This is a genomic window from Collinsella sp. LCP19S3_D5, from assembly GCF_052121415.1.
Classification (GTDB): domain Bacteria; phylum Actinomycetota; class Coriobacteriia; order Coriobacteriales; family Coriobacteriaceae; genus Collinsella.
In genome coordinates this window covers 56592-81381 of sequence record NZ_JBQKEH010000007.1, presented here as the reverse complement: position 1 = coordinate 81381, position 24790 = coordinate 56592, and the positions used below count along the sequence as shown (strand labels likewise).

Sequence of the window (24790 nt, the reverse complement as noted above, 5' to 3'; positions counted from 1 at the left end):
GAAAGGTTTGCAATGGCAAAACAGCTGCCAAAGCGCGACCTTGAGAACGTGGGCCTGGGCGTCACGGGCGCGTGCGTAGCGCTCGTGACGCTTGTCGTTGCCGCGCTCATCTTTATGGTCGCCCAAAAGGGCCTCTCGGCTTTTCTCAAGGACGGCGTTTCGGTCGTCGAGTTCTTTACCGGCACCAAGTGGGACCTGGCCAACACGGCCGAAAACGGCCTGCCCTATACCGGCGCCCTGCCCCTGATCGTCACCTCGTTTGCGGTCATGGTGCTCTCCACGCTTATCGCGCTGCCCATCGCCATCGGCTCTGCCATCTTTGCGGTCGAGATTAGCCCTAAGTTTGGCTCCAAGGTGTTTCAGCCGCTTATTGAGCTTTTGACCGGCATTCCCTCGGTCGTCTTTGGCCTGGTCGGCTTTCACGTGGTCGTCGGTCTTATGAAGAGCGTTTTCCACGTGAGCACGGGCCTGGGCATCTTGCCCGGCGCCATTGTGCTGGCCGTCATGATCTTGCCGACGATGACCACCCTTTCGGTCGATGGCCTGCGTGCCGTGCCCGATAGCTACCGTCAGGGTTCGCTCGCGCTGGGCTACACCCGCTGGCAGACCATCTGGCACGTGGTACTCAAATCCGCCATGCCGTCGCTCATGACCGCGGTCATCCTTGGCATGACCCGCGCCTTTGGCGAGACGCTCGCCGTGCGCATGGTTATCGGCGGTATCGAGGCCATGCCGACGTCGCTGCTGTCGCCGGCCTCCACCATCACCACCACGCTCACCACGTCCATGGCGGTCTATGCCGAGGGCTCTGCCCAAGACGATGTCCTGTGGGCGCTCGGTCTGCTGCTGATGGGCATGAGCCTCATCTTTATCCTGATCATCCACCTTATCGGCCGCAAGGGGGCGAAGGCTCGTGGCTAGCACGCGCATTCATATCGACGAGACGAGACTCAGGCGCGTCCAAAAACAGGACCGCATCGCCACGGGCGTGCTGACGGCAATCGTCGCCATCGTCATGCTCATCGTCGTCTCCATGGTGGCCTATATTCTGTTCGAGGGCATCTCGACGCTGTTCCAGCCGGGATTTCTCACGCAGCCCGCGCGCGCCAACGGAACCCAGGGCGGCGTGCTCTACCAGCTGTTCGACTCGTTCTATCTGCTGCTGATCACCCTAGGTATCTCGGTGCCCATCAGCTTGGGCGGCGCGGTTTTCCTGGTTGAGTACGCGCCGGACGGCCCCATCCGTGACATCGCCTCCACCGCCATCGAGACGCTGTCCTCGCTGCCTTCCATCGTCGTCGGCATGTTCGGCTTTCTGGTGTTCTCGGTGCAGCTGGGCTGGAAGTACTCCATCATCTCCGGTGCCGTCGCGCTCACCATGTTCAACATCCCCATCCTGGTGCGCGTGATCCAGCAGGCGCTCGAGGACGTGCCGCAGGCCCAGCGCGATGCGTGCCTGGCTATGGGCCTCACCCGCTGGGAGGCCACGCTGCACATCCTGATCCCCGAGGCCATGCCCGCTATCGTGACCGGTATCGTGCTTTCGGCCGGCCGTGTGTTTGGCGAGGCCGCGGCGCTGCTCTTTACCTCGGGCATGAGCTCGCCGGTTCGCCTGAACTTCTTGAGCTTTAACCTGTCGAGCCCCACTTGCGCCTGGAACGTGTTCCGCCCCGGTGAGTCGCTCGCCGTGCACATCTATAAGATCTACGGCGAGGGCAGCCCCGAGGCACAGCAGATTGTTTGGGGCACCGCGGCACTGCTGATGATCTGCGTGCTGCTGTTTAACGTAGTCGCCCGTATCGTGGGCAAGCAACTGGCAAGGAGGATGACGGCCGAATGAGCGAGATAAATGCAACGCCCGCAACCGAGGCGGCCGCGTCCGAGACCCAGGACTTTTTGTCGAGCGTGGGGGAGAGCGAGAAGCGCGTGCGCGTAAGCGGCAAAGCCGTGAGCGACGAGGTCGTGCTTTCCACCAAGGACGTCAACGTGTACTATGGCGACCACCATGCGCTGCACGATACGTCGCTCGACTTTCACAAGGGCGAGATCACGGCGCTCATCGGGCCTTCGGGCTGCGGTAAGTCGACCTTTTTGCGCAGCCTCAACCTTATGAATCGCGAGATTCGCGGCTGCCGCGTGGAGGGCGAGATCAACTATCGCGGGCGCAACGTGAACACCAAGACCGAGAACACCTACGAGCTGCGTCGCTCCATTGGCATGGTGTTTCAGCAGCCCAACCCTTTCCGCAAGTCCATTCGTGACAACATCACGTTTGCGCCCAAACGCCACGGCATTACTGACCGCGACGAGCTCGATCGCATGGTCGAGGAAAGCCTGCGCGGCGCGGCGCTGTGGGACGAGGTCAAGGACAAGCTCGACAAGAGCGCCTACGCGCTTTCGGGCGGCCAGCAGCAACGCCTGTGCATTGCGCGCACGCTGGCGCTCAATCCCGATGTGATTCTGTTTGACGAGCCCTGCTCGGCGCTCGACCCCATCTCGACGCTGGCAATCGAGGACCTGATGTCATCGATTGTTGCCGATCGCGCCATCGTCATCGTGACGCACAACATGGAGCAGGCGGCGCGCGTGTCCAACCGCACGGCGTTTTTCTACATGGGCGATATGGTCGAGTACGACGAGACCGACGAGATTTTCCAACGGCCCAAGGATAAGCGGCTGAATGATTACCTCACCGGCATGTTCTCCTAGTCCGGGACATGCTTGAGGCCCGCGGCGGCCATGGTTGCCGCGGGACTGATTGGAGAGGCGGGTCATCTCTTACGGGAGATGGCCCGCCTTTTTGTGTCGTGTGCGGCCGTCAACCTACCAAAAAGGGACAGGTTTATTTTGGCAGGTTTAACGTTTTACCACGGAGTGCCCTTGGACTGCTCTGACGTTTGCCCAGATAAAACCTGCCAAAATAAACCTGTCCCTTTTTGGTAGGTTTTGGGGTGGGGCTCGCTGCTATCATGGACAACGTTGAATTTCTACGAAGGAGCAGGGCATATGGCGATTCTTTTGGGATGCGATTCTGTCAGCCTAGAGTTTCCCACCAAGCATATTTTCGATAGCGTGACGCTCGGCGTGGACGAGGGTGACCGCATCGGCATCGTCGGTAAAAACGGCGACGGCAAGTCGACGCTGCTGAGTGTGCTCGCCGGTACGCTGGAGCCCGACGACGGCCGCGTGACGCATCGACGCGACACGACGATTGGTTTGCTCGGCCAAAAGGACAACCTGGTCGATACCGACACCGTGCATCATGCCGTCGTCGGCGACACGCCCGAGTACGAATGGGCGTCGAGCCCGCGTACGCGCCAGATCCTGGCCGGCCTTATTAGCGATGTGCCCTGGGAGGGCACGGTGGGCGAGCTTTCGGGCGGTCAGCGCCGCCGCGTGGACCTCGCGCGCCTGCTGATCGGCGACTACGATGTGCTCATGCTCGACGAGCCCACCAACCATCTGGACATGCGCACCATCAACTGGCTCGCGCGCCACTTAAAGGCCCGCTGGCAGCGCGGCCAGGGCGCCATGCTCGTGGTCACGCACGACCGTTGGTTCTTGGACGAGGTCTGCACCAGCATGTGGGAGGTCCACGATGGCCAGGTCGACCCCTTCGAGGGCGGCTACTCCGCATATATCCTACAGCGCGTAGAGCGCGACCGCATGGCCGCCGTTACCGAGGAGCGCCGTCGCAACATGGCGCGCAAGGAGCTCGCGTGGCTGAGCCGCGGCGCACAGGCGCGCTCCACCAAGCCCAAGTTTCGTGTGGAGGCCGCTCGCGAGCTCATCGCCGACGTGCCGCCCGTGCGCGACGAGCTGGAGCTCAAGCGCCTGGCGGTGAGTCGCCTGGGCAAGCAGGTTATCGACGTGGTCGACGTGGACGCCGGCTATGCCGATACCGACGGCGCGTCCAAGCAAGTGCTCACCGATGTGACCTGGCTCATTGGTGCGGGCGACCGCTATGGTCTTTTGGGCGAGAACGGCGCCGGCAAGTCCACACTGCTCGATGTGATTCAGGGCAAGATCGCGCCCCTGCGCGGCCGCGTGAAGATTGGCCAGACGGTGCGCTTTGGCGTGCTGTCGCAGCAGCTCGAGGAGCTCGAGCCCTACATGGGCGACACGATCCGCGAGGTGCTCAGCAACTACAAGAAGTACTACGTTATCGATGGCAAGGAGACCTCGCCCGAGAAGCTCTGCGAGCGTCTGGGCTTTACGACGCAGCAGCTCTGGAGTCGTATCGGCGATCTTTCGGGCGGACAGCGCCGTCGCCTGTCGCTGCTGCTGACGATCCTGGACGAGCCCAATGTGCTCATCCTGGACGAGCCCGGCAACGACCTGGATACCGACATGCTGGCGATTGTCGAGGACCTGCTCGATGGTTGGCCCGGCACGTTGATTCTGGTAACGCATGACCGCTTTTTGATGGAGCGCGTGACCGACCAGCAGTGGGCGCTGCTCGACGGCCACCTGACGCACATGCCCGGCGGCGTCGACCAGTACCTGCGCCTGTGCAATGCCACCGCCGAGGGCGAGCCCGTGGGTGCACCGAGCGCCAAGACCGGCACGTTCGACACCGGTGCCGCGGCAGCTGCGGCCGAAAAGCCCAAGGCGAGCGGTCAGCCCAATGGCCTTTCCAACGCCGAGCGCCAGAAGCTCCGCCGCGAGGTGAGCTCGCTCGAGCGCAAGATAGAGACGCAGCGCGCTCGCGTGGAGGAGGCCGAGGCCGCGATGGCTCAGGTCGATCCCACCAACTACACGGCGCTGGGCGAGCAGCAGGCAAAGATCGACGAGGCTCACGCCGCTATGGACGAGCTGGAGATGGCGTGGCTCGAGGCGAGCGAGAAGCTCGAGGGCGAGGAGTAGACGAGGATGATCAAAGCCGCGTTTTTCGATATCGACGGCACGCTACTGAGCTTTAAGACGCACCGGATTCCGGCGTCGGCGCAGCAAGTGCTCGACAGCTTTCACGAGCAGGGGATTGCGTGCGTGATCGCCACGGGCCGCCCGACCTACCAGATGCCGGATTGGCTGTTCGATCTTGGTTGGGATGCGTACATTACGCTTTCGGGCCAGCACTGCTTTGATGCCGAGGGCGTCTACCGCAGCTGCCCGATTGATCCGGAGGACGTTGCGGTGATTGTGGACCAGGTGGCCGAGGGGCGCTATGACTCACTGTGCATGCAGGGCGAGAACTCGTTTGTGAACCGCCTGTCCGAGCGCGTGGTGACGGCCGGTAACAACGCGGGAATCGTTTACCACGAGGAGCCGTTTGAGCACGCCTTCGATGCGCCGGTTTACCAGTTTTGCGCCTTTGTGGATCCGGCCGACGAGCATATCGTGACCGATGCCGTGTCGCATTCGCTCACCACGCGCTGGTGCGACCTGTTCTGCGACATTATTCCGGCCAACGGCGGCAAGGACCTGGGCGTGGCGGCGACGCTGGAGCGCCTGGGTATCGACGCGAGCGAGGCGATTGCCTTTGGCGACGGCGAGAACGACCTGTCGATGTTTGCCGCCGTGGGTACGAGCGTGGCCATGGGCAACGCGCAAGACACGGTAAAGGCTGCGGCGAGCTACGTGACGACCGCCGTGGACGACGACGGAATTTACAACGCCGCAAAGCACTTTGGGCTGCTATAGCTGCGGCTCGGCACTTGGGGACGTTCCTTTTCTGCCGGCAGTTGGGGACGCCCCTTGCGCGTGGTGTGCCGCGTCGCACGGCCGGACAGCCACGCATGCTACAGGTTCTTGACACCCATCGCGCGCATGGCGTTCAGGATGGCGATGATCGCCACGCCCACGTCGCCAAAGACGGCGAGCCACATGTTGGCGATGCCAAGCGCCGCGAGCACCAGAATCAGCAACTTAATGCCCAGTGCAAAGATGATGTTCTGCCAAACAATCGTCATGGTCTTGCGAGCCACGCGGATTGCACGGGAAATGTTGGACGGCTTGTCGTCCATCAGCACAACGTCCGCTGCCTCGATTGCGGCGTCGGAGCCCATGGCGCCCATGGCAATGCCCACATCGGCACGGGTGAGCACGGGCGCATCGTTGATACCGTCGCCCACAAAGGCGAGCTTGCCCTTGCCCGATTCGGTCGCCAGCAATGCCTCGACGCGCTCGACCTTGTCACCTGGCAGAAGCTGCGCGTGGAACTCGTCGAGCCCCAACTGTTCGGCAACGGACGTGGCCACTTCCTCGCGGTCTCCCGTGAGCATGACGGTGCGCTTGACGCCGGCGGCGTGCAGCTCGCGAATCGTTTGCTCGGCATCGGCTTTGACGGTGTCGGCAATTACGATGTGACCGGCATAGACGTCATCGACCAGCACATGGAGGATAGTGCCGACGACCTCACAGTCCGGTGTTTCAACGCCGGACGCGGCGAGCATCTTGGCGTTGCCGACGACGACGTGCTTGCCGTCGATGTTCGCCGTCACGCCATGGCCCGCGTCGTTGGCGGAGTCGCATACACGCTTGGGGTCGAGTTCGCCCTGGAAGGCGGCGCGCACCGACTGCGCGATGGGGTGGTCGGAGAACGACTCGGCGAGGGCTGCGACTTCAAGCAGCGATTGCTCGGTATAGCCGCCCTCGGGGTGCACCGCGACGACCGAGAACGTGCCGTTGGTGAGCGTGCCGGTTTTGTCGAAGACGACGGTATCCACATCGGCGAGCGCCTCGAGGTAGTTGGAGCCTTTGATGAGAACTCCCAGCTTGGACGCGCCGCCGATGCCGCCAAAGAAGCTCAGCGGCACGCTAATTACGAGTGCGCACGGGCAGCTGACGACGAGGAAGGTCAGGCCGCGCAGGATCCAATCGGACCAAGCACCGGTCACCAGGCCGCCGCCGAGCGCGAGCACCGCTGCCGCGCCGGTGACGGCGGGCGTGTAGACGCGGGCGAACCGTGTGATGAAGTTTTCGGTGCGCGCCTTCTTTTCGCTGGCATTCTCCACGAGCTCCAGGACGCGCGCGACGGTGGACTCGCCAAAGGGTTTGGTGGTGCGCACGCGGATAAGACCCGTCATGTTGATGCAGCCGCTGATGATATCGTCGCCGGTCTTGGCGGTACGGGGGACTGACTCGCCGGTGAGGGCGGCGGTGTCGAGCTGGGTTACGCCCTCGACGATAACGCCGTCGATGGGCACGCGCTCGCCGGGCTTGATGACAATGACGGTGCCGACGGCGATGTCATCGGGAAAGACCTGCTCGAGCGTGCCGTCAGCCTGCTCAACGTTGGCGTAATCGGGCGCGATGTCCATCATGGCGCTGATCGATTTGCGGCTCTTGCCCACGGCGTAGGCTTGGAACAGCTCGCCGACCTGGTAGAACATCATAACGGCGGCGCCTTCGGCCATGTGCGGGTCGGTATCGGGGAAGAGCACCGTGGCAAACGCGCCGATGGTCGCGACGGCCATGAGAAAGCTCTCGTCGAACGCCTTGCCGCGGCGGATGTTACTGAATGCCTTTTGGAGCACGTCGTAGCCGGCAATCAAAAACGGCACGAGGAACAGCACAAAGCTGGCGTAGATGTTGCCTGGGGTGCCGAATGCGGCGGTGAGGGCGCCGAGCTCATCGAGGGCGTACACCACGACAAAAATACCCAGCGCTACCAGGATGCGGTTGCGTTTATGCTCGAGTGACTCTTTTTTCTTGCGCTTCTTATTTTTCTTCTTGGGGTCGGCGGTGGCCATGACTCGTATCCTCCCATTTGAATGTATGAACACTCGCTCATGTAATTTCGCGAGCAAAGGCCGCGGCAAGCGCGGCCTTGCAGGTTGGCGTAAACCTGGGCTAGAGAATGATCTCGCAGTCCGGCTCAGCGTCGGCGGTGAACTCCACGACGCGATCAAGGACCTCGTCGAACTCAGCGTCGTCGGCCTCAAGCGTCAGCTTCTGGGTCATAAAGTTGACCGAAACGGATTTGACGCCCTCGAGCTTGGCGAGTTCGTCCTGAAGCTTACGCGCGCAGTTGGCGCAGTCGATCTCGTCGAGCTTGAACTGCTTTTTCATGATGGGTTCCTTTCCCTGTATTTGCGGCTTGGGTGCAGACCGCGCTGGTACCGTGGTTGGTCGCTATTCGCAGATGTGGCTCATGCCTTGGTTGAGCATGGTGTAGACATGATCGTCGGCGAGCGAGTAGAGGATGTTGCGCCCGTCGCGCCGGAATTTAACCAGGTGCGACTGTTTGAGCGTGCGCAGCTGGTGCGACACCGCGGACTGCGAGGTCGCAGTCGCCTCGGCGATGTCGGCCACGCAGAGTTCGCGGCCCATGAGGGCGTAGAGGATCTTGATACGCGTGGTGTCGCTGAAAACCTTGAACAAGTCGGCAAGGTCGTACAGCAGCTCCTCGTCGGGAAGGTCCTCGGGCGAGCAAGTGGTGGGGATGTCGGGCACGATGGTGGTGTCGATGTCGGTCCTTATTTCATCGGCGTGTTCGCTCATTGCAATATCCTTTCATATGAACATGTGCTCATATAACTTACTTCCGAGTATATGAGCGCATGTTCATATGTCAATATAATTTGCGAAATTTTTTGCTATCGGATGGCTCTAGAGGCGGCTAAGGGCATTGGTTGGTGCTGATAAGGCCGCCGATGCCAACGTGGGTACCCTAGCGACGTGCAAAAAGGGGAGTTTTCAGCATCGACGAGGGGTTATTTATTGCATGATACGGCGTCGTTTGCCGCCACAGGGCTTTACTGGAGTGCAAATGGCAATAGATATTCCCCAGCTGTTGCCTAACTTACATCGAAAACAGCGGCTTCGGTGCAAAATGGGGCAATTCGGCCGCCCTCGGATACTCGGCTCTGCTGAAAACTCCCGTTTTTGCACGTCGCCGGGGTACCCACCCTGTCAGTCCGCCTCTGTTCTGGCCCCGTACACCCTGCCTTCGGGTGTGGAGGTGCTTGTTTGGGCGAACTCCGGGCAATCCAGCTCGATGACTTGCATGTCGTCGATGGCCGGGACATTGTTGATCGTCGGGTCGTCCAGCGAGATGCCCTCGAGCACTGCGCGCTCGAGCTCAAGTGCATTACCCTGCGCTGCGTCTTGACGGAGGAGCTCCTCAATACGCTTCTTTTCCTCGATAAATCTCCTGAGAACAAATTGTCGCAGCTCTTCTTGCTTGGTTGCGAAATCTTTGGGCAGGCGCGATGGGCGAATGCCCTCCTTTCGCTGGATTGCCTCCATAACCCTGGTGAAGGCGCTGGCGTGCATAAAGGAATAGCGACTGACGGTAATGATTCCGTAGCCCATGGACGCCAGCGCGTTCTTGCGTTCTTCGTCAATGGCGCGGTCTTCTTCGGCATCGTGCTGAAATCCGTTGTATTCGATGTCGGTTCGGGACCGCTTGAGATATGCATCCATATAGAACTTTTCGCGCCGCGTGAGATTCTTTGCAGCAGCTGTGACCTTTACTTCGTAGTCGGTCTCGATCTCGCTAATGCCAAGACCGCCCTCGCGCCTGGGTAGCGTGAGCATCATGACAAACGCCGTTTCCATCGGCGATCGGCATCCGTCCCGCACGCATTGGATGGCTTTTCGGGCAAGTTCGAGGCCCTTGCAGTCGATGAGGGAGTTAAAGAAATGTTTAAGGCTCGAAGTCGAGGTGAGCGCGAAGCGCTCGGTATAGGATGTCGAGGCATCGTGCCCAAGGGAATAGGCTCCACACAGTTCGAAGTAGTACTCCACAAGTTCTCGAAAGGGAAGATAGGTTGCGGCCTGAAGCGCGCAGAGTTCGACGCCGACAATATAGATGTCGTCGGCAAGCTTGATAAAGCGCGAGCCCGCGAATCGCTTGGATGATACGTGGCACTTGCAGCCCGTCATGCTGCGCACGTTTGCGCGCTCGAACACCGTTGTATCGAGCGGGGCATCGTTATCCAGAGCGACGTTGTGCCTGGCGAGCCAGTCGGCGGCAGAGTCGAGCAGCTCCTTGCTGGGGCGCGCCCCGTAGATCTTGGCAGGGCTGCAGGGCTCGGTGCCAATTGCGGATACCGAGTATGCGGCTTGGTAGACCGCTTTTGCCGTGTTATGTGAAAGCACGATACTCATACAGATAGCATGGCAGACCAGGCGGCGGGGTTCGCAATGAACGCCAAGGCAAAATGGCGCGGCATAACAAAAGCTGTCCAAGCGCTTGACGTCAATGATGGAGAAAGATGCTATTTGGAGCATTGTCGCAGCTCGCTGGCTACGCAGACCTCCACAACTGATGCTGGTCAGCATCGTTTTGATGCAAAGACGGCGTCAACAAAAATGTGCAATTTGGCTTGAACATGCGCAGATGAAGTTCTTGGTTATGCGGCGGCTAGACATCGGGGGCTGGAGGGCCGCGTTGTACGGCGCGAAAAACAGGCCGATATCCGCTTGGACATCGGCCTGTTTTTGCGCCGCTTGAGAGGGGCGCCTCGGCGTGTCGCTTTTGCGCGGGGCGCTATGGTCCGGCAAGTATTGCTCGCGAATGGCGCCTCTGCTTGGCAATCTACTTGGCAAACAGGTTCTTGAGGTTGAACTCGGCCTGCACCGTCCGGAGCATGAGGTCGGTGTCGTCGAGGCCCAGGTGCTGCTCGTTGGCGTCGGGCGCGAGGGTGCCGCGACGGCGTGCCCAGTTCTCGAGTGCGGCGGGTGCGGACTCGCGGGGGAGCGAGCGCACGTCGGCGTCCAGGCTGCGGCAGATCTGGCGCGAGTCGATGACGATAATCTTGCCGGCTCGGCGCGCCTCGGCATAGCCGTCCAGATGGATCTTGAACCAGCTGTCCTCAAAGGCGGCGTTGTGCGCCATGTACGGGTATTTCTTCATGAGCTTGAGCAGCTGCTTTTGCAGCTCCTTGTTCTCGCGGAAGGGCGTTTTGCCGTCGATGTCGTCCCAGGTGATGTGGTGGATATTCGACAGCGGCACATCTTCGCCGCGGTAGATATCGGGCAGGCCGCAGTAGTGTGCCTCGGCGTCGTGCGGGACGGCGTCGCTGGTGAGCTCCATGATCTCCCAGCCCACGTTGATGATGTAGCCGCGCTCGGGTGCACGGCCGGTGGTCTCGATGTCGATGCCGAGCACCGTGCCCTGGATGGGCTTGCGGGCGTACGCCACGCCGAGCGCATCGCGGTCGCCGCGGATCTCGCGCATGACGGACGCGGCGGTGCGCTTTTGCATCTTGCCGATGGCGGCGCAGGTATCGGCGTCGGACAGGCCGCGCGAAAGCGTCACGGGCGTCACGTTGCGCAGGCGCGCCTCGCCAATCTGGTCGCATAGGTCGCGGTTGCGGTCGGCCAGGTCGCGCACGGTGGCAAAGTCGAAGCCAGGGTCGCCCTCGGCGGTAAAGTACTCGGTCTCGAGCACCTTGAGGGCCTCTTCGCCTTTTTGACGCTCGGACTCCATGGCGGCGTGATCGCCATAGATGAACATGGGGATAAACGGCTGGCGCTCGTATTCGAGTGCTTGCGAAACGTTCATATACTGCTCCTTGGACGGGCCGCGTCGTGCGGCTCGGGGTCATTGAGATGTGGCGAGATGATAGTTTACCACAGGCAACTATTGGCATCACGCCTAGGACAACTACAATACCCTAGTTGACCGCTAGGACTTTTACAATGCTGCCGAAAGACACGAAAGGTTCCATCCGTCATGGATTTGCTGATTGATATTTTGCTCGACGCCGGCAAGGACACGCTCTCGCTGGTGCCGTTCTTGTTGGTGACATATCTGGCCCTCGAGACGCTGGAGCATGTGGCAGGCGATCGCGTCAACGGCGCCATCAAGCGTGCCGGCGCCGCTGGCCCCGTGGTTGGCTCGTTGCTGGGCATGGTGCCGCAGTGTGGCTTTTCGGCGATGGCGGCAACGCTGTACGCCGGTCGCGTCGTGACGTTGGGCACGCTGGTGGCGGTGTTTCTCTCGACCTCCGACGAGATGCTGCCACTGCTGCTTGCCGAGCAGGTTCCCGTGCAGACTATGGCGATGCTTTTGGCTTCGAAGGCGCTGATCGCGCTGGTCACGGGCTTTATCGTAGATGCCGCCATTCGCGGTCTGCGTCGCAACGCCCGTGCTCATGCGGCGATCCGCCGTACCGTGTTGGGAACCGCTGCCAATCCGGCGCACGTTAACTGCGCGCATGACGATCACAGCGGCGGTGACATCATCGACGAGGTGGCCGAGGCGGGCGTGAGCGCCGACCACATCCATGAGCTGTGCGAGCGCGACCATTGCGGTTGTGATGAAGACGAGGCCGACCGCGACCACGGACATGGCCACGACCACGGACACGAGGGCGAGCACGAACACCACCACGGTCACTCCCACTCACACAAAGGCGCGCCCGTCCTGTCGATTATCCGCAGCGCTATTTCGCACACCGTGCAGGTTTCGGTATTCATTTTCCTGGTGACGCTGATTCTGGTCGCCGTGCTCGAGACCTTCGGCGAGTCCGCGATCGAGCAGTTCCTGCGCGGCAACGAGACGCTCGCTGTCCTGGGTTCGGCGCTTGTCGGCCTCATTCCCAACTGCTCGGCGAGCGTGGTCATTACGCAGCTGTATCTGGAAGGCGCGCTGCAGCTGGCACCGATGCTCGCCGGCACGCTCATTTCTGCCGGCGTGGGTTACCTGGTACTGTTCCGCACCAACCGCAGCGCCCGCGAAAACGCCGTGTTCCTGGTCATGATGTACGTCATCGGCGCCGGCTGGGGCCTTATCCTTTCCGCCTTTGGCCTCTAAGTAGATGTTTGAGGTATCCCGTAAAAACTGGGGCATGCCTCAAACATCTACCGCCATGACCGGCGTTGGATGCGCGCCAATCGCCAAAACAAAAAGGTAGATTTTTAGGTATGTCCCAAAAATCTACCTTGGTTAGCGCAGCAGGTCGGTGAGGTTGCGCTTAAAGCGGGCGCGGTCTTCGCTGGTGAAGGCTGCCGGTCCACGGGTGCGACCGCCGGCGCGGCGCACCTTCTTTTCCTCGTGACGAATAAACAGCTGCATATCGATGGTGGCTTTGTCGTACACGCGCCCGCGCACGCCGATAGCGGCGGCATCGCGACCGAGCACCATGCTGGCCAGGCCAATGTCCTGCGTCACGACCACGTCGCCCGCCTGCAGACGCTCGATAATGGCAAAGTCGGCGCTATCGGCGCCTACGCTCACGTCGAGCGTTGTGACCCAAAAGCCACGTCGCGCGTGCTCGGCATCGCGCGGGTCGTCACGGCGAATGTGCCGCTCCAGGTTTTGCGTGCTGTTGCCGGCGACAACCACGGCAACACCCGCCCGTCGCGCGCAGTCGATTGACTCACGCGTGACCGGGCAGGCGTCGGCATCAATAAACAGCGTTCGCGGCATCTAGTGCACCAGCTTGCCAAAGTGGATAGCGCGAATAACCAGCGTCACGCCAAACACCAGGAGCGCAGCGCCGGTAAAGATGACGAGCATCTTTGCCGACCACAGCGGATAGATGAACACGAACACGCCGGCGATGATGGAGAGCGCGCCGCTCAGGATGGCGAGGGCGCGGTTGGAAGAAAGCTCGGACTCCAGAATCGACATGATGCCCTCGACAATCCAGCCAAAGCCGGCCACGACCACCACAAGCGTGCTGAGCGTCGCGGTCGAAAGCGCCTGGTTGCGCAGGATCACCACGCCGCCCAAGATGATGAGCAGGTTGGCGAGGATGCTCGTGACGCGCCAGCCGGCGGGCAGCAGCGGCTCAAAAATGGCGGTGAACAGTCTGACGCCAGCCGTGATCACAAAGTAGAAGCCCAGTACGGTCGTCAAAAAGACGAGGGTCTTAGCGGGTGCAAACAGCAGCGCGATGCCGGCGATGAGCGCGATGACACCCGTGGCGGTGTAGATCCAGCGCACGGCTTTAATAGCCTTGCCTGCCATGCTTTTCTCGTCAAATCCAAACAGACTCGATTGCTGGTCGTCATTCTTAAAGATGCCCATGAGGCCTCCTTTCTGTGCGACGTAAGCCGCGATCGTTACAACCAGTATCGCCTAAAGGAGCTGGCGTATGGGTCGGGGAGGGCGAAACGTAACCCAAAGGCCCCGATTTGTTTCCGTTGTTCCCCACGTCGCGATTTTCTATTCAACAGGTGTAGAACATTGCAGCTCTGTTCGTTATTGCCTGCGTTTTAGGTTAGATTTTCCTAAGAACAATTGGCTTTTATTGGGGGTCCCTATGAACGAAGCTGTTCCCGCGGCGCCTTCGAGCGCTGAGTCGATGGCAAAGCAGGGTTGCGAAAAGCTTGGCCTGGATGCGTTTGATGCGCTGGTTCGCCGCGCCCGCACATGCCGCCGTTTTGACGAGTCCATGCGCGTGCCGCGCGAGTTTTTGCTCGAGCTGGCAGAGCTGGCGCACCTGGTCCCCTGTGGCGCCAATGCTCAGCGCTTGCGTTTTCATGTGGTGAGCGGTGCCGAGGACTGCGCTCGCGTGTTTGACGAGCTCGCATGGGCCGGGGCGCTCAAGGACTGGCCGGGTCCTGTCGAGGGCGAGCGTCCGACCGGCTACATTGCAATTCTTGCCGAGCGCACCGTTCCCGGCAAACCCGCCGCGCCTATCACCGAGGTCGACACGGGCATCGCGGCTCAGACGATGATGCTCGCCGCGCGCAGCGCAACGCCCGAGGTGGCGGCTTGCATGTTCAAGGCCTTTACGCCCCGCGCGATCGATGTGATGGGGCTCGATAACGACAAGTACGAGCTCAAGCTGATCATGGCTTTTGGCGTGCCGGCCGAGACCCAGGTTATCGACGCGATCGATTCCAACCCCGACGGTTCTATTAATTACTGGCGCGACGAGGCGCAGGTGCATCACGTGCCCAAGCGTCCGCTTGCCGACGTGCTGGTGTAGTCGCGTCGTTGCGGCGCGATCCGGCGGCAAACCACCACAAAGGTGCCTGACCCTTTGTGGTGGTGCGAGGGGAGGGCGTGTGTCCGATCTGTATTTGGTTCGGCATGGGCAGACCGAGCTTAACGTGCAGAACATTTTGCAGGGCTGGCAAGACTCGCCGCTCACGGAGCGCGGGCGCGAGCAGGCACTGGCGACGCGCGCGGCGTTTGAGGCGCGCGGCATCTCCTTTGACCACGCGTATACGTCTCCGTTGGGTCGGGCGCGCCACACGGCCGAGCTGATCGTTGGCGAGGATCTTCCCATAGAGCCGGTCGATGATTTGCGCGAGTGGTGCCTGGGCACGCTGGAGGGCACATCAAATCGCGATATGCCGCTGCAGCCCTGGGGCGATTATCCGGTGGCCTTTGGTGGCGAGTCGGAAGGCGAGCTTCGGGCGCGCATGGTCGCGGCGCTGTCCCGTATTATGGCCCGACCGCAGCACGATCGTGTGCTTGCGGTCTCTCATGGCTCTGCCTGCCAGGAGTTTCTTAGATGCGTGACCGGCGGGGGAGAGCAGCCCGACAACGGTGCCGTGCTTCATTTTGGCTATTGCGACGGGGCGTTTTCGCTCCTTGATTGGTAACGAACGAAAGGACCCCTATGAACAAAGATCTGTATCTGGTCCGTCATGGACAGACGATATTCAACCTTAAACGCATTATTCAGGGATGGAGCGATTCGCCGCTCACGCAGTTGGGCTGCGAGCAGGCGGCGCGTGCCGGTATGTTCTTGCGTGCGCGTGGCGTTGAGCCCGATCACGCCTACACCTCGACGCTGCACCGCACCGAGCAGACTATCGCCAGCCTGTGGCCGGGCCTTGCCTACGAGCGTCTGGATGGTCTGCGCGAGTGGTTCTTTGGCGACTTTGAGGCCGAGCGCGTGATGCTGATGCCCGAGCGTCCGTGGCGTGAATTTTATCGTCAGTTTGGCGGTGAGGGCCAGATGCAGGTACGCGAGCGCATGGTGACGACGTTGACCGATCTTATGCGACGCCCGGACCATTCGTGCGTGCTCGCGGTGAGCCATGCCTCGGCCATCAAGGAGTTTTTGGACCACTCTAGGGGCGCGGCGGCCGACGAGCGCGAGCGCGTGCCGGGCAACTGCTCGGTTCTGCATTTTGCGTTTGACGATGCAACCGATACGTTTGAACTGGTCGAAGTCTTTACGCAGGAGGATTACGCGCGTGAGCTGGGGCTAGAGCCGCTCGTGGCGGCGGCGGGCCCGCGGCGTGGGTAGCGCGGGCGCGGCGATTCGGATCGCCGACATAATTGCTCGATGCGAAGGGGGCGGGGATGCATGCGCATGTATCCCCGCCCCTTGCTTGTTGAGCTGCCGAGTCTTTGTGCTGGGCGTTTAGGCCCCGTTAGAACCGTGAGATCTGGTGAGTGAGCAGACCCGTCGGAACCTGCGGTGCGCCACCGGCGACCTGCGCGGCGGGGAACAGCACGGCCACGGTAAAGTTGAACGGCTCTTTGCCCGTGTAGGTGCCGGCTGCGCGGGCCTCGTCTGCCAGGAGCTGCGCCGCCCCTGCCAGCGCGGCAGCGTAGGCGGGGTCGTCGGCCAGTGCCGGCTCCGGTGCCTGATCGAGCATGGCTCGGATGGCGGCAACGGCGTCCTCGCGCTTGACTTCCCATACGCGATGCGTAATACCGGCGGGGTCGGTGACGGCGTAGAGCGATGCACCCTCTTTGGCGGCGCCCAGGATGATATCCATGACGGGCGACGCCTCGTAGGCGAGTGACACGGGGCGCGGCTGCACCTTGAGCTCGGCGATTGTACGGGCGGCTGCGGCCGCATCTGCGGAAGCTGCGTCGTCGCCCGTCAGTACGCCGACCGGGCAAATTGCCACAACGCCCGTCACGCGCCCTGGCTCTCCGGAGCATTCGTACACGTAATACGCCGCGCCCGGATCCTTGAGCATGAGCCCATCGGCAATCGCACCGCGCAGGGCTTCGTTGTCACTCAGAATGCTGTCCATCGCAGGCAGCGCTTCGAGCACGCGATCCTGAGCTGGGCGGATGCAGGGAAACGGAAGAGCTTTCATGGACGGTCCTAACGCGCGAGTCGGTTTGTTCGCGGCTTATTATGCCCCAACTTGGCTATTCGCGCCCCAGAGCGTGTTGTCGGCGAGCGCGATGAGCACCCGCTGGCAGCGAACGATATCGGCGTGGGGCACATATTCGTTGGGCTTATGGGCGAGCGCGAGCGAGCCTGGGCCATAGCTCATGCAGTTGCGGTTACCCGTCTTGCCGGCAATGACGGCAGTGTCGGTGTAGCCGGTAAAGAAGCCGACGGTCGCGTTCGCGCCTGTCACGTCATCGGCGGCACGCTTGAGCGCGGCTAGAAGGGGAGAGACCGGATCGCGCTCGATGGCGGGGCGGTCGCCTGTCACGGTATAGCTTCCATGGCAACCGGGGACTGTGGCTTCGGCGCCGGCGATGGCCTGCTCTACCATGCGCGTCGCGGCGGCCGTATCGGTCGGCGGCGTCAGGCGCATATCGACCCAGACCTTGGCGTGGTCGGGCACGACATAGGGGCGATAGCCGCCCTCGATTTGTCCAAACGTGATGGTCGAAGCCCCCGGCTCCTCATGTGCGGGCAACGCCGCGAACGCATGGCGCAGCGCACAGACGGCCTCGGCCATGGCGGCGACGGCATCCGCGCCCTTCCAGGGCTGGCTCGCATGCGCCGTGACGCCGGTCATCTCGATCTCGAACCATGTGCGACCTTTGTGCGCCACCTGAATCTGTCCGTCGGTGGGCTCGGTGTCCAGCACCCATTCGCGCGAGCCGACCCAGCCGGCATCGATGGCGGCCTCGGAGCCGCGCATAAAGTCCTCTTCGTCGACCGAGCAAATAAGCGAGAAGCCGCGGTGGGGCAGCTCGCCCTCTGACGCCACGCGCTCGAGTGCGTGGACAAGCGCGGTAATGGCGCAAGCCAGGCCGCCCTTCATGTCACAGGCACCGCGGCCATAGAGTTTGTCGTTGCGCACGGTCGCCCCGAGTGGCGGTGTGTCCCCGTCCCAGCCATCGCCCAAGGTAACGGTATCCATATGGCAGATATAGACCAACCGCGGCTCGTCGCTCACACCCGGCACGGTGACCATAAGGTTGCGGCGCCCGGGGAGTACTTCGAGCTCTGCAACCTGCACGGCATCGAGCGCAGGACTATCAAGCTGCGCCAGCTGGTGTTCAATGAGCCTCTTAATGAAGTGTTCGATCTCGCCTTCGTAGGCGCCCGGGTCCGAGCTATCAATCTTCACGAGCTCCTGCGTAAGCCGCCAGGCAAAGTTCTCATCAACCATATGCAACCTCACAATCAGTTTGTTTCCAAAACCGATTGTAAGCCACCTGGAAGATTCGCGACGTGTGCGTAGCAGTATTAACCGTTCACAGGCCGAGCCATCGCGTTTGGCGTCCGGGCAGGCTCACAAACGACGCAATGGGTACGTATCCTTCATGGACGACATGCTGTGCGACATATCTGCCTTTCGGTATCACCGGATACCTCCGCAGGTCTTGGCAATAATGCCGGACCTGCCCGATTCTGCGGACGATCCGCGCAGGGAGCATCTTTGTGAGCACCCGCTCGTCACGCATTTCCTGGGCACTCCGCTACACGTGTTGGCGCAGGGCCTCTGCGGGCGCAAGGGCGGTCGAATTGTCAGGCATGTCTGGAACGGGGAGAGGCCGTTTGGCTCCGTGCGACAGACAGAGTTTGGCCTTGATGTTGCGTCCCCGCTCTTTACCCTGCTGACCATGGCTTCCTCGGTCTCAAATGAGCGCCTGATCATGTGCATGTATGAGATGTGCGGCACCTTTGCCGTGTGCAAGATTGCGTCTCAGGTAAAGTCGGCGCTTGAGCAGGCGTATGGGAGCCGGTGGGGTGACGCACGGTCGGGCTGGGAAAACGTAAAGGATACCTCGGGGAATCCAACGGACCTGTGGAAGCGACCTCCCTTGATTGAGCTCTCTGAACTTACAGAATTCGCCAATAAGATCCAGGGGCTCCGCGGTGCTAAATCGTTCACGCGTGCCGCGAAATGCATTACGGGGGTTGTGGCATCGCCGCTCGAGGTCCAGGCTTCGATGCTGTTTGGCCTTACGAGGTTGCGCGGCGGCGAAGGGCTGCGCCTTACCAATAACGTTGAGATTCGCATGACGCGCAGCGCCCGCCTGATTTCGGGGCTTGATAGGCGCTACGCCGATATCCTGCTGTCAAATAAGGACGGCAGCAGAGAGTGCCTGGTTGAATGTCAAGGCAAAGCTATTCACGGATCCATAGAATCCAAGATCTCGGACTCCGATCGAACGACGGCCCTTCAAGCGATGGGATATCCTGTCGTTCTGATGACCTATGGTCAGCTGGTCGACTCCGATGCCTTCCGCGTGGTGATGGAACTCATCATGTCCTATCTCGATGTGCCGTTGAAAGACAAGACGCCGCGGCAGCAGGAGCTCGAACGGCGGCTTCGTGAGGAGATTTTTATCGATTGGGCGGGAATGTAGCCGTGCGGGTGGAAAACGGTCGCGTGAGCTAGGGTTTGGTTACGAAAAGGCTTCAGTTGCTCTTTGAAATAGGCTTTAAAAACGCTACCCAGAACAAGTTATTTCGGAAAATGGACAGTCAACTTAAATTTGGCATATAGAGATCGATTTTTACCTACTAAAGTCCCTGATAAAGCTGTTTATCAGAGTAGGTGCGCTCAGTGATTTGGGTATGACTGTCGATTATCCGAAAAAACTTATTCTGGGTAGCATTTTCAAAACCAGCCGGAGCAACGAAATCGGCCCCCGTTTCGCGAAAACGGGGGCCGAATGAGCTTCATTGCCTGTCTGGCAGGCTTGGCGCCGACGCTACTTGATCACGCGTACACGATACATCGACGGAATCTGCTTGAGCGCCTCGATGGTGCTGCTGTCCAGGTGCTCGTCGGTGTCGAACATGGTGTAGGCGTTCTCGCCGGCGGACTCGTTGGTCATACGCTGTACGTTGGCGTTGTCCTTGGCCAGGATGGCCGTGATCTGGCCGATCATGTTGGGCACGTTGGCATGCAGGCAGGCAATGCGGCTTGCGGCGCGCGCCTTGCCCATGCTGCAGGCGGGGTAGTTGACGCTGTGCGCGATGTTGCCGTTCTCCAGGTAGTCCTTGAGCTCGCTGATGGCCATATCGGCGCAGTTGGCCTCGGCCTCGCCGGTGCCGGCGCCCGAGTGCGTGGTGATAAACGTATTGGGCATCTTGACGGTCTTGGGCGTGGCAAAGTCGCAGCTAAACCAGCTCAGCTTGCCCGCGCGCAGGGCTGCGTCGACGGCGTCCTCGTCAATGATGGTCTCGCGCGCGTAGTTGATGAGCACGGCGCCCGGGGCCAGCAGGTCGATCTGCTCGGTGCTGATCATGCCGATGGTGTCGGCCTTGCTGGGCACGTGCACGGTGAGGTAGTCGCAGCCGCGGCAGAGGTCCTCGAGCGTGCCCACGCGCTGCACCTCGCGGCTCAGCACCCACGCGTGCTCGACGGAAATGAACGGATCGTAGCCGTAGACGTCCATGCCCAGGTCGACGCAGGCGTTGGCGACCTTGGAGCCCACGTTGCCCAGACCGATGACGCCGATGCGCTTGCCCTTGAGCTCACGGCCCACAAAGGCCTTCTTGGCCTTCTCGGCATCGACCTGAATCTCGGGGTCGTCGGCGTTGTCGCGCACCCAGTTCATCGACTGCACCACGCCGCGGCTCGAGAGCACCAGCATGCCCAGGACGAGCTCCTTGACGGCGTTGCTGTTGGCACCGGGGGAGTTAAAGACGACGACGCCCTTCTTGGCGTACTCCTCGATGGGGATGTTGTTGACGCCGGCGCCGCAGCGGGCGATGGCGCGGATGCCCTCGGGCAGCTCGTAGCCGTGCAGGTCGGTGGAGCGCATCAGGATGGCGTCGGCCTCCTCGGCGGTGCCCACAAACTCGTAGCCCTCGCCAAACTCGACCTTGCCGTCTTTGGTTATGTCGTCGATGGTTTTGATCTTGCGCATGAAAAACTCCTTAGCGGGTTTGTTTATAACAAGTGGTTTGAAGTGGCTGGTCGGCCCGCGGGTTGCGGGCTAGTTAGATCGCGGACTCAAACTATGCTGCGCTTCGAAGTCCTTCATGTACGAGGCCAGTGCCTGCACGTCTTCCATGGTTACGGCGTTGTAGACGCTGGCGCGCATGCCGCCCACCAGGCGATGGCCCTTGACGTTTTGAATCTGGTGCTCGGCCGCGCCTGCGACAAAGGCCGCGTCGAGTTCGGCGTCGCCGGTGCGGAAAGTGACGTTGGCGATGGAGCGGCTGTCGGCCTGCGCGGTGCCATGGAACAGCTCGCTGTGCTCGAGCAGGTCATAGAGCAGGTTGGCCTTGGCCCAGTTGCGCTTGGCCATGGCGGCAAGTCCGCCGGTTTGCTCCACCCAGCGGAATACCTTGCCGCATACGTAGATGCCAAAGGTGTTGGGCGTGTTGAGCATGGAGCCCTTGGCGGCCTGGGCCTTAAGGTCCATGTACTGCGGCATCTGCGCAAAGGCGGGGCCATCTGCGATGAGGTCGTCGCGCACGATAACCACGGTCACGCCCGCGGCACCGGCGTTTTTCTGCGCGCCGGCGTAAATGAGCCCGTAGCGCTCAACGTCGAGCGGCTGCGACAGAAAGCAGCTCGAGACATCGGCGACCAGCGGCACATTGCCGCAAGCGGGCAGCTCGTGGTACATGGTGCCAAAGATGGTGTTGTTCTGGCAGATGTAGACGTAGTCGATCCCGTTGCCCGCGGCCTCGGCGGCAATGCGCGCGTTGATATTGGCCATGGCGGGAATGCGGTCGAAATTGGTGTCCTCGGAGCTCGCGAGCAGCACGGCCTCGCCGTACTTGGCGGCCTCCTTGTACGCCTTGTTGGCGAAGTTGCCGGTCACGACGTAGCCGGCGCGGCCGCGGCGCATGAGGTTCATGGGGATGCCCGCAAACTGCAGCGTGGCGCCGCCCTGCAAAAACAGGACACGGTAGTTGTCGGGGATGCTCAGCAGGCGGCGCAGGGTTGCCTCGGCGTCATCGATGATCTGCTGGTACATGCTAGATCGATGGCTCATCTCGAGCACGGACATGCCGCAACCGCGGTAGTCCATCATCTCGTCGGCGATCTCGGCGAGCACGCTTGTGGGCAGCGCGGCCGGGCCAGCTGAGAAGTTGTGCACACGTGCCATCTTCTAGTTCCCCTCGTAGTCGTTTGAACGTTCGGGATACTTTAGCACAGTGGAGCGCCAGGCGCGACCGCATCACGGTAAAACTCGACCGCGCTGCTATGATTTACAGGATGGTTACATGGGGGAGGGGTGACCTTACCTGATGGCTCGCATCCGATCTGCCTCTGCTTTTGCCTGCTTCCAAGGACGCATGCGGCCGTTGACGAGGTCATCGTAGCCGCGGGCGATGGAGTGCTGGACTCGTGCCCGCTCGTCGCTCGAGTTGATCTTTTCTGGGCGGCGCCTTGATTTGTCGGGGAATGCGGGCAGTTCGTTCATGAAACAGCCTTTCAAAAAAGAAAATGCCGGGGGGATCCCCCGGCCCTTGACTGCCCTCCATAGCGGAACGCAGCTCTTTTATACCATGCTGTGGTTGTCTAGCTCAAATATAAAACACGAAAATATGTTCGTGTGTTTAACGTTTGAGTAACGCCTTAGATTTGCGACGTCTGTCCTGCGTCTAAATCACCGGGATATACCGCGACAAATACTCCTTGAGTGCGGGGTCGCACACATAGAGATACGTTCCCAGCATGCCACGCGTCATGAGGACATAGTAGGCGTTGACGATAATCTTCCGTAGCTCATCTTCGCTCGCCTTTTTCTTTGCGACAGCATCTTTGAAGTTCGCTTTGTTAACGCAGACGGCTCCTTTATCGGTGTCGTAGTAAATGTCTGGCCCCAGAATGACGAATCCGTAATTGAGGTCGTAGCCCTGCACCGTGTGGATGCATCCAATCTCGTTGACGGCGTTGGGGGAGTTAACCCAATCCTTTTGACTCGAGTTCCAACGTTTGGGGATGCCCTCAATGACGATGTCGAACGCGTCTTTGTGTTTCTTCGTCTCCCACTTCCACGCAAAGCCTGCCGTCATGCGGGATAGACCAACTTCTTCTTCCTTGGCTTGCTGCAGGGAACAGAAATCCTCAAATTGGTCTACGATTCCAAACTGGTATCTGGGGATATCGCTGTCCGGATCCCCGGCTCGCGAATCGTAAGGCTCCGACGAAAAGAGTTCGTTGAACTTCATGCCGGTATGCATATACGCCTTGTTGTTGAGTAAGTCATAGACAAAATCGAGGTATTCGTCACCACCGCGTACGCGCATTTGTGTGCTTAGGCTGAACTCTTCAGTTTCAATGCCTGCTTCTTCGAGCTGATTGAGTCGCTGCTCAAGGCCGTCTCGATTGAGTCCGGATGCGCGAACCTGCTGTTTGGGGTCGTAGAACAGGTACGCCTTGTCACAGCATTTGAATATCCAGTCAACCTGGTTGCTCGTATGCGGAAGGCCGAGGCGATCGCAGGTGTTGTAAAAAGCCCCAATGCCGGCGCCCATGCTTAGATAATTACCCAGTCGATGTGCTTCGTCGACAAGTAGGATGTCATAACGATCATTTTTGGTTACGTCACTGGGGCTCAAGATATCGCCAGGCTTTAGCCCTGGAAGGAAGTGCGTGAGTTTCCTGAGGGTCTTCTTCAGAGAATCCATCGGGGTGACAAAACCGACTCGCAGGCCGGAAAGGTTGGGCTCATTTTTGATTTTGAACATGAGACTAATGGCGAGGATTGTTTTACCTGTTCCCGGCGCGCCATTCACGACGGTTATACGTTCTCTTTTTGAGCCGCCATGTTTTGTGTCTTCATGCTCCTGTTCGAGACGTTTATAAATCGTCTCGATCGTTTCGTATTGGTCGGGCGTAAGCGTCTTGAAAGGCGAGAACTTGAACAGATCGGAGTTCTCGAGCTCTTCAATCGGATGAATCGCGTAGTTTTCTTCGCGAAGCTTTGTCCAGAGGTCTCGGAACTTCTGGCGATATTGAGGCCGCTCAAAATAATCGAATTGGGCATAGCCGTTGTTGGCATTGGTGACCTGGTATTTTTCGTCGGCACAGAACAGTTCGATGAGCCTGTTTTCAAACTCAAATGTCGCTGATTGATTGAATGTAGGGTTGTCGATCAGAAGTGTTCGATCGAAATCCTTGTCCACGTTTGCAGCGTGTTGTTTCATACGGCGCTGGTAGTTGGTTGTTTGGCCGATGTATGCCGTCTTGTTTCTGCTGTTGGTAAGAATGTAAAGGACGGGCCAACTCTCGTCATGATGGGCTCCAGGCTTTGGCGTTCCAAAGTCCTGAAGCGATTCGCTTGTCTCAAAGGGCTGGGGCAGGGGAAGCGTGTATTGCCGAAGGGCGAACTCATTACTCACGGTGGCCCGCCTTTCTGTATTCGTTGGATGATGCGTTGATGGGGTAGCGCTCGCCATTGCGTTTGAGTTTGGACGAGAGCGCAGCTGGGAGATCGATTCTATTTAAATCGGCAAAACGCAGGAGGAAAAGAAGCATGTCGGCAATTTCGTCTTCGATGGCTTGGCGTTGCTCGGTGTCTTCGAACATTCCTGCAATGCGCTCGTCGCTCATAAAACGAAAGAGCTGAAGGAGCTCGGAGGACTCAGTTACCATGCCGATGGCAAGCTCTTTTGGCGTGTGATATTTGCGCCAGTCGCGTGCATCACAAAAGTCCCTGACTTGTTCCGTCATGGCATCGAGCTTATCCATCGTCCTCAACCTCCCTGATGTTCATTGTCTTATTATGGCCGTATCTGGGGTTTATTGCACATCATTTGGGATGTGAGGTTTGTTTGGTCGCGATTGCCCGGTAGGAGGTTAC

General features: G+C 60.3%; 24 protein-coding genes. 10 read left to right on the top strand and 14 right to left on the bottom strand.

All coding sequences use genetic code 11. The features are described 5' to 3' along the window. Positions 1–12: 12 nt before the first annotated feature. The 5 genes from pstC to ACTQXO_RS04495 all read left to right on the top strand — a co-directional run bounded on the left by pstC (position 13) and on the right by ACTQXO_RS04495 (position 5643). Positions 13–921: a phosphate ABC transporter permease subunit PstC gene (gene pstC, locus ACTQXO_RS04515; RefSeq protein ID WP_427719566.1), complete on the top strand. Its 909-nt coding sequence runs from the start codon at positions 13–15 to the stop codon at positions 919–921. Beyond that, positions 914–1840, top strand: coding sequence for a phosphate ABC transporter permease PstA (gene pstA / locus ACTQXO_RS04510; protein WP_441031457.1), 927 nt, complete (start codon positions 914–916; stop codon positions 1838–1840). Before pstC ends, pstA begins: the two co-directional genes overlap by 8 nt. Beyond that, positions 1837–2709 carry a phosphate ABC transporter ATP-binding protein PstB gene (gene pstB / locus ACTQXO_RS04505; protein WP_441540545.1) on the top strand — a complete coding sequence of 291 codons (873 nt, stop codon included), beginning with the start codon at positions 1837–1839 and terminating at the stop codon, positions 2707–2709. Before pstA ends, pstB begins: the two co-directional genes overlap by 4 nt. A 297-nt stretch (positions 2710–3006) precedes the next feature. Then, entirely contained in the window at positions 3007–4866 is a 1860-nt protein-coding gene (locus ACTQXO_RS04500) for an ABC-F family ATP-binding cassette domain-containing protein (RefSeq protein ID WP_441545487.1), read from the top strand. Between the two features lie 6 nt (positions 4867–4872). Continuing rightward, positions 4873–5643 carry a Cof-type HAD-IIB family hydrolase gene (locus tag ACTQXO_RS04495; protein ID WP_441063030.1) on the top strand — a complete coding sequence of 257 codons (771 nt, stop codon included), beginning with the start codon at positions 4873–4875 and terminating at the stop codon, positions 5641–5643. A gap of 98 nt (positions 5644–5741) precedes the next feature. On the opposite strand, the gene ACTQXO_RS04490 is transcribed toward ACTQXO_RS04495, so the two are convergent. The 5 genes from ACTQXO_RS04490 to ACTQXO_RS04470 form a co-directional block, all read right to left on the bottom strand. Next, positions 5742–7694 (bottom strand): heavy metal translocating P-type ATPase, encoded by a 1953-nt coding sequence (locus ACTQXO_RS04490; RefSeq protein WP_441545486.1) that lies wholly within the window; start codon positions 7692–7694, stop codon positions 5742–5744. A gap of 100 nt (positions 7695–7794) precedes the next feature. Continuing rightward, complete coding sequence (locus tag ACTQXO_RS04485) at positions 7795–8013, bottom strand: cation transporter (RefSeq protein WP_195363207.1); 219 nt, start codon at positions 8011–8013, stop codon at positions 7795–7797. Positions 8014–8076: 63 nt separating this feature from the next. After that, entirely contained in the window at positions 8077–8445 is a 369-nt protein-coding gene (locus ACTQXO_RS04480) for an ArsR/SmtB family transcription factor (protein ID WP_117794534.1), read from the bottom strand. A gap of 411 nt (positions 8446–8856) precedes the next feature. Further along, entirely contained in the window at positions 8857–10047 is a 1191-nt protein-coding gene (locus ACTQXO_RS04475) for a hypothetical protein (RefSeq protein WP_441537781.1), read from the bottom strand. A 439-nt stretch (positions 10048–10486) separates the two neighbouring features. After that, on the bottom strand, positions 10487–11455 hold the full coding sequence (locus ACTQXO_RS04470; protein WP_427719557.1) for a 3'-5' exonuclease: 969 nt from the start codon (positions 11453–11455) through the stop codon (positions 10487–10489). Positions 11456–11626: 171 nt separating this feature from the next. Between ACTQXO_RS04470 and ACTQXO_RS04465 the strand changes: the two genes are divergently transcribed. Further along, positions 11627–12709 (top strand): putative manganese transporter, encoded by a 1083-nt coding sequence (locus tag ACTQXO_RS04465; RefSeq protein ID WP_441056283.1) that lies wholly within the window; start codon positions 11627–11629, stop codon positions 12707–12709. Between the two features lie 132 nt (positions 12710–12841). On the opposite strand, the gene ACTQXO_RS04460 is transcribed toward ACTQXO_RS04465, so the two are convergent. Beyond that, positions 12842–13324: a YaiI/YqxD family protein gene (locus ACTQXO_RS04460; RefSeq protein ID WP_154515742.1), complete on the bottom strand. Its 483-nt coding sequence runs from the start codon at positions 13322–13324 to the stop codon at positions 12842–12844. Then, positions 13325–13927, bottom strand: coding sequence for an HdeD family acid-resistance protein (locus ACTQXO_RS04455; protein WP_441545485.1), 603 nt, complete (start codon positions 13925–13927; stop codon positions 13325–13327). Between the two features lie 235 nt (positions 13928–14162). Between ACTQXO_RS04455 and ACTQXO_RS04450 the strand changes: the two genes are divergently transcribed. The 3 genes from ACTQXO_RS04450 (at position 14163) to ACTQXO_RS04440 (ending at position 16109) form a co-directional block, all read left to right on the top strand. Further along, positions 14163–14834, top strand: coding sequence for a nitroreductase family protein (locus ACTQXO_RS04450; protein ID WP_441545484.1), 672 nt, complete (start codon positions 14163–14165; stop codon positions 14832–14834). Between the two features lie 79 nt (positions 14835–14913). Continuing rightward, positions 14914–15456 carry a histidine phosphatase family protein gene (locus ACTQXO_RS04445; RefSeq protein ID WP_441545483.1) on the top strand — a complete coding sequence of 181 codons (543 nt, stop codon included), beginning with the start codon at positions 14914–14916 and terminating at the stop codon, positions 15454–15456. Between the two features lie 17 nt (positions 15457–15473). Next, complete coding sequence (locus tag ACTQXO_RS04440) at positions 15474–16109, top strand: histidine phosphatase family protein (protein WP_427728002.1); 636 nt, start codon at positions 15474–15476, stop codon at positions 16107–16109. A gap of 127 nt (positions 16110–16236) precedes the next feature. On the opposite strand, the gene ACTQXO_RS04435 is transcribed toward ACTQXO_RS04440, so the two are convergent. Next, the gene (locus ACTQXO_RS04435; RefSeq protein ID WP_441545482.1) at positions 16237–16917 is read right to left on the bottom strand and encodes a DUF1015 family protein; all 681 of its coding nucleotides are present in this window, start codon (positions 16915–16917) and stop codon (positions 16237–16239) included. Between the two features lie 39 nt (positions 16918–16956). Next, a complete protein-coding gene (locus ACTQXO_RS04430) occupies positions 16957–18177 on the bottom strand; it encodes a M20 family metallopeptidase (protein WP_441545481.1) in 1221 nt (406 codons plus the stop codon). A 154-nt stretch (positions 18178–18331) separates the two neighbouring features. On the opposite strand from ACTQXO_RS04430, the gene ACTQXO_RS04425 reads away from it, so the two are divergent. Next, entirely contained in the window at positions 18332–19381 is a 1050-nt protein-coding gene (locus tag ACTQXO_RS04425) for a hypothetical protein (RefSeq protein WP_441545480.1), read from the top strand. A gap of 348 nt (positions 19382–19729) precedes the next feature. Here the strand turns inward: ACTQXO_RS04425 and ACTQXO_RS04420 are convergent, their stop codons facing one another. The 5 genes from ACTQXO_RS04420 to ACTQXO_RS04400 all read right to left on the bottom strand — a co-directional run bounded on the left by ACTQXO_RS04420 (position 19730) and on the right by ACTQXO_RS04400 (position 24678). Next, positions 19730–20893 (bottom strand): phosphoglycerate dehydrogenase, encoded by a 1164-nt coding sequence (locus ACTQXO_RS04420; RefSeq protein WP_154515718.1) that lies wholly within the window; start codon positions 20891–20893, stop codon positions 19730–19732. A 69-nt stretch (positions 20894–20962) separates the two neighbouring features. Then, complete coding sequence (gene serC / locus ACTQXO_RS04415) at positions 20963–22087, bottom strand: 3-phosphoserine/phosphohydroxythreonine transaminase (protein WP_441545479.1); 1125 nt, start codon at positions 22085–22087, stop codon at positions 20963–20965. Positions 22088–22222: 135 nt separating this feature from the next. After that, positions 22223–22405 carry a hypothetical protein gene (locus tag ACTQXO_RS04410; protein ID WP_441014824.1) on the bottom strand — a complete coding sequence of 61 codons (183 nt, stop codon included), beginning with the start codon at positions 22403–22405 and terminating at the stop codon, positions 22223–22225. A 181-nt stretch (positions 22406–22586) separates the two neighbouring features. Then, the gene (locus ACTQXO_RS04405; protein ID WP_441545478.1) at positions 22587–24329 is read right to left on the bottom strand and encodes a DNA/RNA helicase domain-containing protein; all 1743 of its coding nucleotides are present in this window, start codon (positions 24327–24329) and stop codon (positions 22587–22589) included. Further along, on the bottom strand, positions 24322–24678 hold the full coding sequence (locus ACTQXO_RS04400) for a nucleotide pyrophosphohydrolase (protein ID WP_441056274.1): 357 nt from the start codon (positions 24676–24678) through the stop codon (positions 24322–24324). The genes ACTQXO_RS04405 and ACTQXO_RS04400 overlap by 8 nt, the downstream gene beginning before the upstream one ends. Positions 24679–24790: the final 112 nt, after the last annotated feature.

Excerpts from the sequence above, each read along its gene's own strand:
- pstC (WP_427719566.1), top strand. The coding sequence starts at position 13 with ATGGCAAAACAGCTGCCAAAGCGCGACCTTGAGAACGTGGGCCTGGGC.
- pstB (WP_441540545.1), top strand. The coding sequence starts at position 1,837 with ATGAGCGAGATAAATGCAACGCCCGCAACCGAGGCGGCCGCGTCCGAG.
- ACTQXO_RS04500 (WP_441545487.1), top strand. The coding sequence starts at position 3,007 with ATGGCGATTCTTTTGGGATGCGATTCTGTCAGCCTAGAGTTTCCCACC.
- ACTQXO_RS04495 (WP_441063030.1), top strand. The coding sequence starts at position 4,873 with ATGATCAAAGCCGCGTTTTTCGATATCGACGGCACGCTACTGAGCTTT.
- ACTQXO_RS04490 (WP_441545486.1), bottom strand. The coding sequence starts at position 7,694 with ATGGCCACCGCCGACCCCAAGAAGAAAAATAAGAAGCGCAAGAAAAAA.
- ACTQXO_RS04485 (WP_195363207.1), bottom strand. The coding sequence starts at position 8,013 with ATGAAAAAGCAGTTCAAGCTCGACGAGATCGACTGCGCCAACTGCGCG.
- ACTQXO_RS04480 (WP_117794534.1), bottom strand. The coding sequence starts at position 8,445 with ATGAGCGAACACGCCGATGAAATAAGGACCGACATCGACACCACCATC.
- ACTQXO_RS04470 (WP_427719557.1), bottom strand. The coding sequence starts at position 11,455 with ATGAACGTTTCGCAAGCACTCGAATACGAGCGCCAGCCGTTTATCCCC.
- ACTQXO_RS04465 (WP_441056283.1), top strand. The coding sequence starts at position 11,627 with ATGGATTTGCTGATTGATATTTTGCTCGACGCCGGCAAGGACACGCTC.
- ACTQXO_RS04460 (WP_154515742.1), bottom strand. The coding sequence starts at position 13,324 with ATGCCGCGAACGCTGTTTATTGATGCCGACGCCTGCCCGGTCACGCGT.
- ACTQXO_RS04455 (WP_441545485.1), bottom strand. The coding sequence starts at position 13,927 with ATGGGCATCTTTAAGAATGACGACCAGCAATCGAGTCTGTTTGGATTT.
- ACTQXO_RS04450 (WP_441545484.1), top strand. The coding sequence starts at position 14,163 with ATGAACGAAGCTGTTCCCGCGGCGCCTTCGAGCGCTGAGTCGATGGCA.
- ACTQXO_RS04440 (WP_427728002.1), top strand. The coding sequence starts at position 15,474 with ATGAACAAAGATCTGTATCTGGTCCGTCATGGACAGACGATATTCAAC.
- ACTQXO_RS04435 (WP_441545482.1), bottom strand. The coding sequence starts at position 16,917 with ATGAAAGCTCTTCCGTTTCCCTGCATCCGCCCAGCTCAGGATCGCGTG.
- ACTQXO_RS04430 (WP_441545481.1), bottom strand. The coding sequence starts at position 18,177 with ATGGTTGATGAGAACTTTGCCTGGCGGCTTACGCAGGAGCTCGTGAAG.
- ACTQXO_RS04425 (WP_441545480.1), top strand. The coding sequence starts at position 18,332 with ATGGACGACATGCTGTGCGACATATCTGCCTTTCGGTATCACCGGATA.
- ACTQXO_RS04420 (WP_154515718.1), bottom strand. The coding sequence starts at position 20,893 with ATGCGCAAGATCAAAACCATCGACGACATAACCAAAGACGGCAAGGTC.
- serC (WP_441545479.1), bottom strand. The coding sequence starts at position 22,087 with ATGGCACGTGTGCACAACTTCTCAGCTGGCCCGGCCGCGCTGCCCACA.
- ACTQXO_RS04410 (WP_441014824.1), bottom strand. The coding sequence starts at position 22,405 with ATGAACGAACTGCCCGCATTCCCCGACAAATCAAGGCGCCGCCCAGAA.
- ACTQXO_RS04400 (WP_441056274.1), bottom strand. The coding sequence starts at position 24,678 with ATGGATAAGCTCGATGCCATGACGGAACAAGTCAGGGACTTTTGTGAT.